The organism is Vibrio sp. CUB2 (genome assembly GCF_001557945.1).
GTDB classification, from domain to species: domain Bacteria; phylum Pseudomonadota; class Gammaproteobacteria; order Enterobacterales; family Vibrionaceae; genus Vibrio; species Vibrio owensii.
Genome location: NZ_LNRB01000023.1, coordinates 67,153 through 74,462, shown reverse-complemented (window position 1 = coordinate 74,462; position 7,310 = coordinate 67,153). Strand labels below are relative to the sequence as shown.

9 protein-coding genes are annotated in these 7,310 nt (G+C 47.5%); 2 read left to right on the top strand and 7 right to left on the bottom strand.

All coding sequences use genetic code 11. The features are described from left to right. Window positions 1-127: 127 nt before the first annotated feature. From hemW to ATB78_RS25045, 7 genes are all read right to left on the bottom strand, one after another. A complete protein-coding gene (gene hemW / locus ATB78_RS25075; RefSeq protein WP_061010911.1) occupies window positions 128-1,303 on the bottom strand; it encodes a radical SAM family heme chaperone HemW in 1,176 nt (391 codons plus the stop codon). Between the two features lie 18 nt (window positions 1,304-1,321). Then, window positions 1,322-1,924 (bottom strand): XTP/dITP diphosphatase, encoded by a 603-nt coding sequence (locus ATB78_RS25070; protein WP_061010910.1) that lies wholly within the window; start codon window positions 1,922-1,924, stop codon window positions 1,322-1,324. Window positions 1,925-2,029: 105 nt separating this feature from the next. Continuing rightward, entirely contained in the window at window positions 2,030-2,461 is a 432-nt protein-coding gene (locus ATB78_RS25065; protein WP_005425804.1) for a DUF4426 domain-containing protein, read from the bottom strand. 59 nt (window positions 2,462-2,520) lie between these two features. Further along, on the bottom strand, window positions 2,521-2,811 hold the full coding sequence (gene yggU, locus ATB78_RS25060) for a DUF167 family protein YggU (RefSeq protein WP_005425805.1): 291 nt from the start codon (window positions 2,809-2,811) through the stop codon (window positions 2,521-2,523). Next, on the bottom strand, window positions 2,811-3,368 hold the full coding sequence (locus tag ATB78_RS25055) for a YggT family protein (RefSeq protein WP_005425806.1): 558 nt from the start codon (window positions 3,366-3,368) through the stop codon (window positions 2,811-2,813). Before ATB78_RS25055 ends, yggU begins: the two co-directional genes overlap by 1 nt. Window positions 3,369-3,421: 53 nt before the next feature. Further along, window positions 3,422-4,240, bottom strand: a complete 819-nt coding sequence (proC, locus tag ATB78_RS25050; RefSeq protein WP_038897097.1) for a pyrroline-5-carboxylate reductase — start codon at window positions 4,238-4,240, stop codon at window positions 3,422-3,424. A gap of 130 nt (window positions 4,241-4,370) precedes the next feature. Continuing rightward, entirely contained in the window at window positions 4,371-5,081 is a 711-nt protein-coding gene (locus ATB78_RS25045; RefSeq protein ID WP_061010909.1) for a YggS family pyridoxal phosphate-dependent enzyme, read from the bottom strand. Window positions 5,082-5,109: 28 nt separating this feature from the next. Between ATB78_RS25045 and ATB78_RS25040 the strand changes: the two genes are divergently transcribed. Further along, window positions 5,110-6,150, top strand: a complete 1,041-nt coding sequence (locus ATB78_RS25040; protein WP_005436511.1) for a type IV pilus twitching motility protein PilT — start codon at window positions 5,110-5,112, stop codon at window positions 6,148-6,150. Window positions 6,151-6,181: 31 nt separating this feature from the next. Next, on the top strand, window positions 6,182-7,288 hold the full coding sequence (locus tag ATB78_RS25035; RefSeq protein WP_005436509.1) for a PilT/PilU family type 4a pilus ATPase: 1,107 nt from the start codon (window positions 6,182-6,184) through the stop codon (window positions 7,286-7,288). Window positions 7,289-7,310: the final 22 nt, after the last annotated feature.

Here is a 7,310-nt window from a genome sequence, read left to right as displayed (position 1 = left end):
TCTCGAATCTCGAATCTCGAATCTCGAATCTCGAATCTCGAATCTCGAATCTCGAATCTCGAATCTCGAATCTCGAATCTCGAATCTCGAATCTCGAATCTCGAATCTCGAATCTCGAATCTCGAATTTATTCGTCTTCTTCTGCCATAAAGGCTTCAAGCAAGTCATTGAGGAACAGCTTACCTTTCTCGGTAATTTGCCAGTGAGTCTCTGTTTCACTCAGGTAACCCATCTCAAGCGCCCAATCGATAGTCTGTTGAATCGAGCTCAACGGTAGGCCTGTTGTATCGATGTAGTCTTGTTTCGGGCAGGCTTCCATTAAGCGGAAACGGTTCATAAAGAACTCAAACGGACGATCTTCATCAGCCACAAGCTGTTCACTATCCAGATATGGCTTCACCATGTTTTGGTATGCCATCAGATAGCCACGCGGGTGCTTGACCTTAGTGGTACGAATAATGCGGCCATCAGAAAAGCTCAGCTTACCGTGTGAGCCACAGCCAATGCCAAGGTAATCACCAAAGCGCCAGTAGTTCAGGTTGTGCTGGCACTGATAGCCTGGCTTGCTGTAACCAGAAATCTCGTATTGAACGTAACCTGCCGCAGCGAGTTTCTCATGTCCTTGTTCGAAGATATCCCACAAGTCATCGTCATCAGGCAGAGTCGGTGGCTTGTAGTAGAACATGGTGTTGGGCTCGATGGTCAACTGATACCAAGAGAGGTGTGGTGGCGCCAACTCAATCGCTTTGTCCAAATCAGCTAAGGCTTGTTCGATGCTTTGATCAGGTAAACCGTGCATGAGGTCGAGGTTAAAGCTGTTCAAACCGATTTGGTGCGCCAGCTTAGCAGCATTGACGGCTTCATCTTGGCCGTGAATGCGCCCCAAACGCTCAAGTTTTTGCTGTTCAAAGCTTTGCACGCCGATAGAGATGCGCGTTACACCAGCCTTGCGGTAGCCAACAAAACGCTCAGCTTCAATGGTGCCTGGGTTGGCTTCCATGGTGATTTCGATTTCAGGCTTGAATGGAATACGCGCTTCAATACCCTTAAGTAGACGCTCGATACCTTCTGCCGAAATCAAACTCGGCGTACCACCACCAATGAAGATTGAATGCAGTGGACGTGGCGCTTCGTTAAGACGGTATTTATCAATGTCGGTATCCAAGTCTTCAAGAAGGGCATTGATGTACTCTTCTTCTGGGATCTCGGCTTTAAGTGCGTGAGAGTTAAAGTCGCAATATGGGCACTTTTGTACACACCACGGGATGTGTACATACAAGCTCAGTGCTGGGGGCGTTAACATGGTCTAATTCGCTCGTGATTACTGAGACACTTGCTCAGAAAGTTGAGCAAACAACGACTTGAGCGCTTTACCACGGTGAGACAGTTGCTTCTTACGTGCTGGCTCAAGTTCGGCAGACGCGCAGTTGTCTTCAGGTACGAAGAAGATTGGGTCGTAGCCAAAGCCATTTTCACCGTGTGCTTCAGTTAGAATGCTACCTTCCCATTTACCGTGACAAACGATAGGGGTTGGATCGCTCTCGTGACGCATCAAAACCAATACGCAGTGGAAACGAGCGGTGCGCTCTGCTTCTGGTACGCCTTCCATTGCTTTAAGCAGCTTCTCTAGGTTCTCTTGGTCAGAGGCTTTTTCACCTGCATAACGCGCAGAGTAAATGCCCGGAGCGCCTTTCAAGAAATCGACTTCTAAGCCAGAGTCGTCCGCAATCGCAGGAAGACCTGTTTCTTGTGCTGCATGGCGAGCTTTGATGATCGCGTTTTCGATGAAAGTGGTGCCAGTCTCTGCTACTTCAGATACGTTGAATTCACTTTGCGCCAATACTTCAAAACCGAAGTCAGACAGCAGATCTGCCATCTCACGAACTTTGCCTTGGTTGCCTGTTGCTAGCACTATCTTTTTCATGGTCGTCTCTTTCTGTAGCGATAAAGGGAGAACGCAGTGTTCTCCCTGATTAAATTGGTTCTGGGGTTATGATGTTCTAAAAGCTTTTAGATCATCACAACCCAATTACTCTTCGACATAAAATTTCTGGGTGAATTTAAGCTTACCTGAGCCTTTGTTTCCAGCTTTAACGTCAATATCGAAGGTAAAAGTTTCTTCGTTAGTAATACCGAGCTCAGCTAGGTAGTAAATCGCATCACCTTCTTTCACTTCACGGAAGGTGAGCTTTTGCGTTTGACCGATAAGGTTCTTCGCCTGACCACTGATTTTAGCTTCAACGGCAGGTTTACCCAGAGAGGCGCTGTCGAGCACACTGATGTTCAGTACGGCATTGTAGCCATTACGCTTGATGTCGTAGCTACGGGCGATCTTGGGAGTTAAAAAGGTCGAGTTAAACGCGATGTAGTGGACCTCGATGTCTTTCATGGTTTTGAACTGACCTGCCATGCTTGGTAAAGACAACAGGCTGATCAGTAGGGCGGTAATCCATTTGCTCATTATCACTTCCTCGAATCGGGCGTTTTATTATTGGTACGAATTTCGTAAATAAAAAGCCATCAAATGATGGCTTTAATCTCTGTTGGTATTTGTACTGGGGATTCTATCCGAATTTGTTTATGACGTCCCAGTTCACCTTTTTCTATGTGAACCAAACCTTTAGCAACTTTAAATTGTTTGGCTAAAAACTTGGTTAGGTGTGCATTCGCTTTACCATCGACAGGTGGTGCGGTGATGGCAATTTTGAGCTCTTCACCATGCAAGCCAACGATCTTGTCGCGGCTTGCTTTTGGTTGGATGTAGAGTCGAAGCACCACATCCTCGCCGTCATGCCAAACTGCTTCTGACATTATAGTTGGTACCAGATAGGACCAATCATGTCGCCCATCAGGAAGTTAGCAAATTGCAGACCAATGAACAGCACAAGTACGCTCAAGTCGAAGCCGCCCATTGCAGGGATGATGCGACGGATTGGCGCTAGCATTGGTTCAGTTAGTTGATGGAATACGTACTCGATAGGGCTGCGACCTTGGCTAACCCAGCTTAGGATTGCGCGGATCAGTAGTACCCAGAACAACAAGCCGCCAGCAGCCTTAATCAGAGACAATAAGCCTAGGAATAGGAAGTCCATGCTGAATGAAACCGAACCGCTAGAAGCGATCAGGATCAGCGCAACAAACTTAAGCACACACAGTACATAAGCGAACAGTACCGTTGCTAGGTCGATGCTGCCGATAGATGGGATCACGCGGCGCAGCGGCCCTACAACCGGTTGGGTTGCTTTGACGATGAACTGCGAGAATGGGTTGTAGAAATCTGCACGAGCAGCTTGCAACCAAATACGCAAAATCACGACCATGATGTACAGGTCAAATAGGGTTGAGATGAGAAAACTCATTGAATTCATAAGGTACCCTTAACAAGTAAGTGAGTGACACAGAGTGGGTGCCACTCAAGTCATTAAAACAGTTTTTCCATTTCTTCAGCACGAGCAACCGCAGCTTGCATTGCTTTTGCCACAATATCAGACAGTTGGTGCTCGTTGAACGTACGTAGCGCTTCTGCCGTTGTGCCACCTTTTGATGTCACGTTCTCGCGTAGCGTTGAAAGCTCAGTTTCTGGATTTTCCACTACCATGCTTGCTGCGCCAAGTGCTGCTTGCTGAACCAACGTGCGAGCCGTGTCTTTATCGAAGCCTTGAGCAATCGCTTCTGCCTGCATCGCTTCCATAAACAGGAAGAAATAAGCCGGTGCGCTGCCTGCCGCTGCAATTACGTTATTGATGCCAGATTCTTGCTCAACCCAACATACCTTACCGCAGGCTTGCATTAGCTCTGCCGCGAAAGCTTTATCTTGTTCTTGCACATGTTCAGGCGCGTAAAGTCCACTCATGCCCAAACCAAGTTGCGATGGTGTGTTTGGCATCACGCGAACCAAGTTGAGCTTAGTCGCTAGCATGTCATCCAAACGTGAACAGTTGATGCCAGCCGCAATAGAGATAACCAGTTTATTGCTGAAGTCGATAGATTGCAGTGGTTTACACACTTCTTCCATCATTTGTGGCTTCACAGACAATACCACAACATCCGCTTCTGTCGCGGCTGCGATGTTATCGCTGGTGGTACGGATACCAAAGTCTTGCTCAAGAGGTTGGCGACGCGTCTCAGATGGGGCAGTCGCAATGATGCTCTGTGCAGGGTAGCCATTTGCTACAAGGCCAGAAACAATCGCTCGCACCATGTTTCCCGCGCCGATAAAGGCAATCTTTTTATGTTCCATATGTCTGATTTCCAAATATAAATTCTTACAATTTGTTGTGCGCTCAGGTGTATAATTGCGTCACTTTATTCTGGCTACCGAAAGAGACGGCAGTCAGACTCAAATTCACAGTGTCTAACAACGATTCGCTTTATTGCTTTTTGCTGTAGTCGCGCACGCCAAAAATCGCTGTGCCGATGCGCACCATGGTGCTACCTGCTTCGATTGCTGCATCCATGTCGCCGCTCATTCCCATCGATAGCGTATCGACATCAGGGTATTGCTGAGCTAGCTTTTGCTTTAGCGCTTCCAGTTGCTTAAATGCACGAAGTTGTGATTCGTAATCTGGCACGTTGGCAGGAATCGACATCAACCCTCTTAACGTGAGGTTTGGAAGGCGAGAAATCAACTCAGCCAGCTCGAATATTTCTGCATCGCTGACGCCTGATTTTGATTCTTCACCACTGGTGTTTACTTGAATCAGAACTTGCAGCGGTTTTAGTTCGCTAGGACGTTGGTCATTGAGGCGCTGAGCGATCTTAGCGCGATCAACGGTGTGAACCCAATCGAAATGTTCAGCAACAGGACGTGATTTATTGGATTGAATTGGACCAATGAAGTGCCATTCGATTCGATTATCTGGATAATGCTCGGCAAAGTGCTGAACTTTACTGACGCCCTCTTGGACGTAGTTCTCACCAAATGCCAGCTGGCCACCTTGGTAAGCTTCGAGAATTGCCTCTACAGGTTTAGTTTTGCTTACTGCTAGAAGTTGCACGGACTCTGGAGAACGACCGCATTTTTGTTCGTCGTGTCGAATTTGAGAGGTGATATGTTCAATGTTTTGTTGAATACTACTCATAGCTGTACTTTAGACTTAAGGATTTTAAATGGATATCACTGAGTTACTGGATTTTAGTGTAAAACATAATGCTTCGGATCTACATCTTTCTGCAGGTGTACCACCAATGGTTCGTATTGATGGTGATGTGAGAAAGCTGGGCATTCCAGCGTTTACACACCAAGAAGTGCACCGTTTGGTTTTTGAAATCATGAACGATGCGCAGCGCAGTGAGTTCGAAGAAAAACTCGAAGTCGATTTCTCATTTGAATTGCATAACGTTGGCCGTTTTCGTGTCAACGCTTTCAACCAATCTCGCGGTTGTGCGGCTGTGTTCCGTACCATCCCTAGCAGCATTCCAACACTGGAAGAGCTAGAAGCTCCTGAGATCTTCAGAAAAATCGCTAACGCCGAGAAAGGTCTGGTACTGGTTACTGGCCCAACGGGTTCTGGTAAATCGACGACCTTGGCAGCCATTGTTGACTACATTAACCGTAATCACAATAAGCACATCCTAACAATTGAAGATCCAATTGAATTTGTTCACAACAACAATAAGTGTCTGATCAACCAACGTGAAGTACACCGTGATACACACAGCTTCCAAAACGCGCTGCGTAGCGCATTGCGTGAAGACCCGGATGTGATTCTAGTCGGTGAGATGCGTGACAAAGAAACCATCAGTCTAGCGCTGACAGCGGCTGAAACCGGTCACCTTGTTTTCGGTACACTACACACTAGCTCTGCGGCGAAAACCATCGACCGTATTATCGATGTTTTCCCGGGGAGCGACAAAGACATGGTGCGCTCGATGTTGTCGGAATCGCTGCGTTCGGTTATCGCGCAAAAGCTTTTGAAACGTAACGGCGGTGGTCGTATTGCGTGTCATGAAATCATGATGGCAACACCGGCGATCCGAAACCTTATTCGTGAAGACAAAGTCGCGCAGATGTACTCGATCATTCAGACCGGAGCGGCGCACGGCATGCAGACCATGGAACAAAATGCTCGTCAATTGATGGCGCAGGGCATGGTCTCGCGTGAAGAAGTGGATAAGAAAGTTGAAATTGAAGCGCAGCAATTCTCGTAACGAATCACACAGGTAATAGCGAATACGGACGATGGATCTGAATAAATTTCTCGAAGGCATGTTGGCGTTAAAAGCGTCGGATCTCTACATCACTGTTGGTGCGCCGATCTTATTTCGTGTCGATGGCGAACTGCGCCCGCAAGGCGATAAGTTGACTGAAAATGATGTGGCTGTGTTACTCGATAGTGCGATGGATCCGGAGCGACGTCAGGAGTTTCGTAAAAGCCGTGAGTCGAACTTTGCCATTGTCCGTGATTGCGGTCGTTTCCGTGTCAGTGCCTTCTTCCAACGTGAATTACCTGGCGCGGTGATTCGTCGTATCGAGACCAATATTCCTACTTTTGAAGAACTTAAACTTCCTTTGGTTCTGCAAGACCTTGCAATTGCAAAGCGTGGTTTGGTGCTGGTGGTTGGTGCGACAGGTTCTGGTAAATCAACGACTATGGCCGCGATGACTGGCTACCGTAACAGCAATAAAACGGGACATATTCTTACGGTAGAAGACCCGATTGAATTTGTGCACGAGCATAAGCGTTGTATTGTGACTCAGCGTGAAGTGGGCTTGGATACCGACAGCTATGAAGTGGCGTTGAAGAACTCACTACGACAAGCGCCAGACATGATTTTGATTGGTGAGATCCGTAGCCGAGAAACGATGGAATACGCAATGACCTTTGCTGAGACAGGCCACTTGTGTATGGCGACACTGCACGCCAACAATGCAAACCAAGCGCTTGAGCGTATTCTGCACTTGGTGCCGAAAGACCAGAAAGATCAGTTCCTGTTTGATCTATCGATGAACTTAAAAGGCGTGGTTGGTCAGCAGTTGATCCGTGATAAGAACGGTCAAGGTCGTCATGGCGTGTTTGAGATCTTGTTAAACAGCCCACGCGTTTCGGATCTGATCCGCCGTGGTGATCTGCATGAGTTGAAAACCACCATGGCACGCTCGAATGAATTTGGGATGCTGACCTTTGACCAGTCACTCTACAAGCTAGTGATGCAAGGCAAGATCAGTGAAGAGGATGCATTGCACAGTGCTGATTCCGCTAACGATCTGCGTTTGATGTTGAAGACGCAGCGCGGTGAAGGCTTCTCTACGGGCACGCTGGCGAACGTTAAGATCGATATGGATTAATCCATTCCAGAAACGAAAAAGG

Coding starts and splice junctions, on each gene's coding strand:
- hemW (WP_061010911.1), bottom strand. CDS start 1,303: ATGTTAACGCCCCCAGCACTGAGCTTGTATGTACACATCCCGTGGTGT.
- ATB78_RS25070 (WP_061010910.1), bottom strand. CDS start 1,924: ATGAAAAAGATAGTGCTAGCAACAGGCAACCAAGGCAAAGTTCGTGAG.
- ATB78_RS25065 (WP_005425804.1), bottom strand. CDS start 2,461: ATGAGCAAATGGATTACCGCCCTACTGATCAGCCTGTTGTCTTTACCA.
- yggU (WP_005425805.1), bottom strand. CDS start 2,811: ATGTCAGAAGCAGTTTGGCATGACGGCGAGGATGTGGTGCTTCGACTC.
- ATB78_RS25055 (WP_005425806.1), bottom strand. CDS start 3,368: ATGAATTCAATGAGTTTTCTCATCTCAACCCTATTTGACCTGTACATC.
- proC (WP_038897097.1), bottom strand. CDS start 4,240: ATGGAACATAAAAAGATTGCCTTTATCGGCGCGGGAAACATGGTGCGA.
- ATB78_RS25045 (WP_061010909.1), bottom strand. CDS start 5,081: ATGAGTAGTATTCAACAAAACATTGAACATATCACCTCTCAAATTCGA.
- ATB78_RS25040 (WP_005436511.1), top strand. CDS start 5,110: ATGGATATCACTGAGTTACTGGATTTTAGTGTAAAACATAATGCTTCG.
- ATB78_RS25035 (WP_005436509.1), top strand. CDS start 6,182: ATGGATCTGAATAAATTTCTCGAAGGCATGTTGGCGTTAAAAGCGTCG.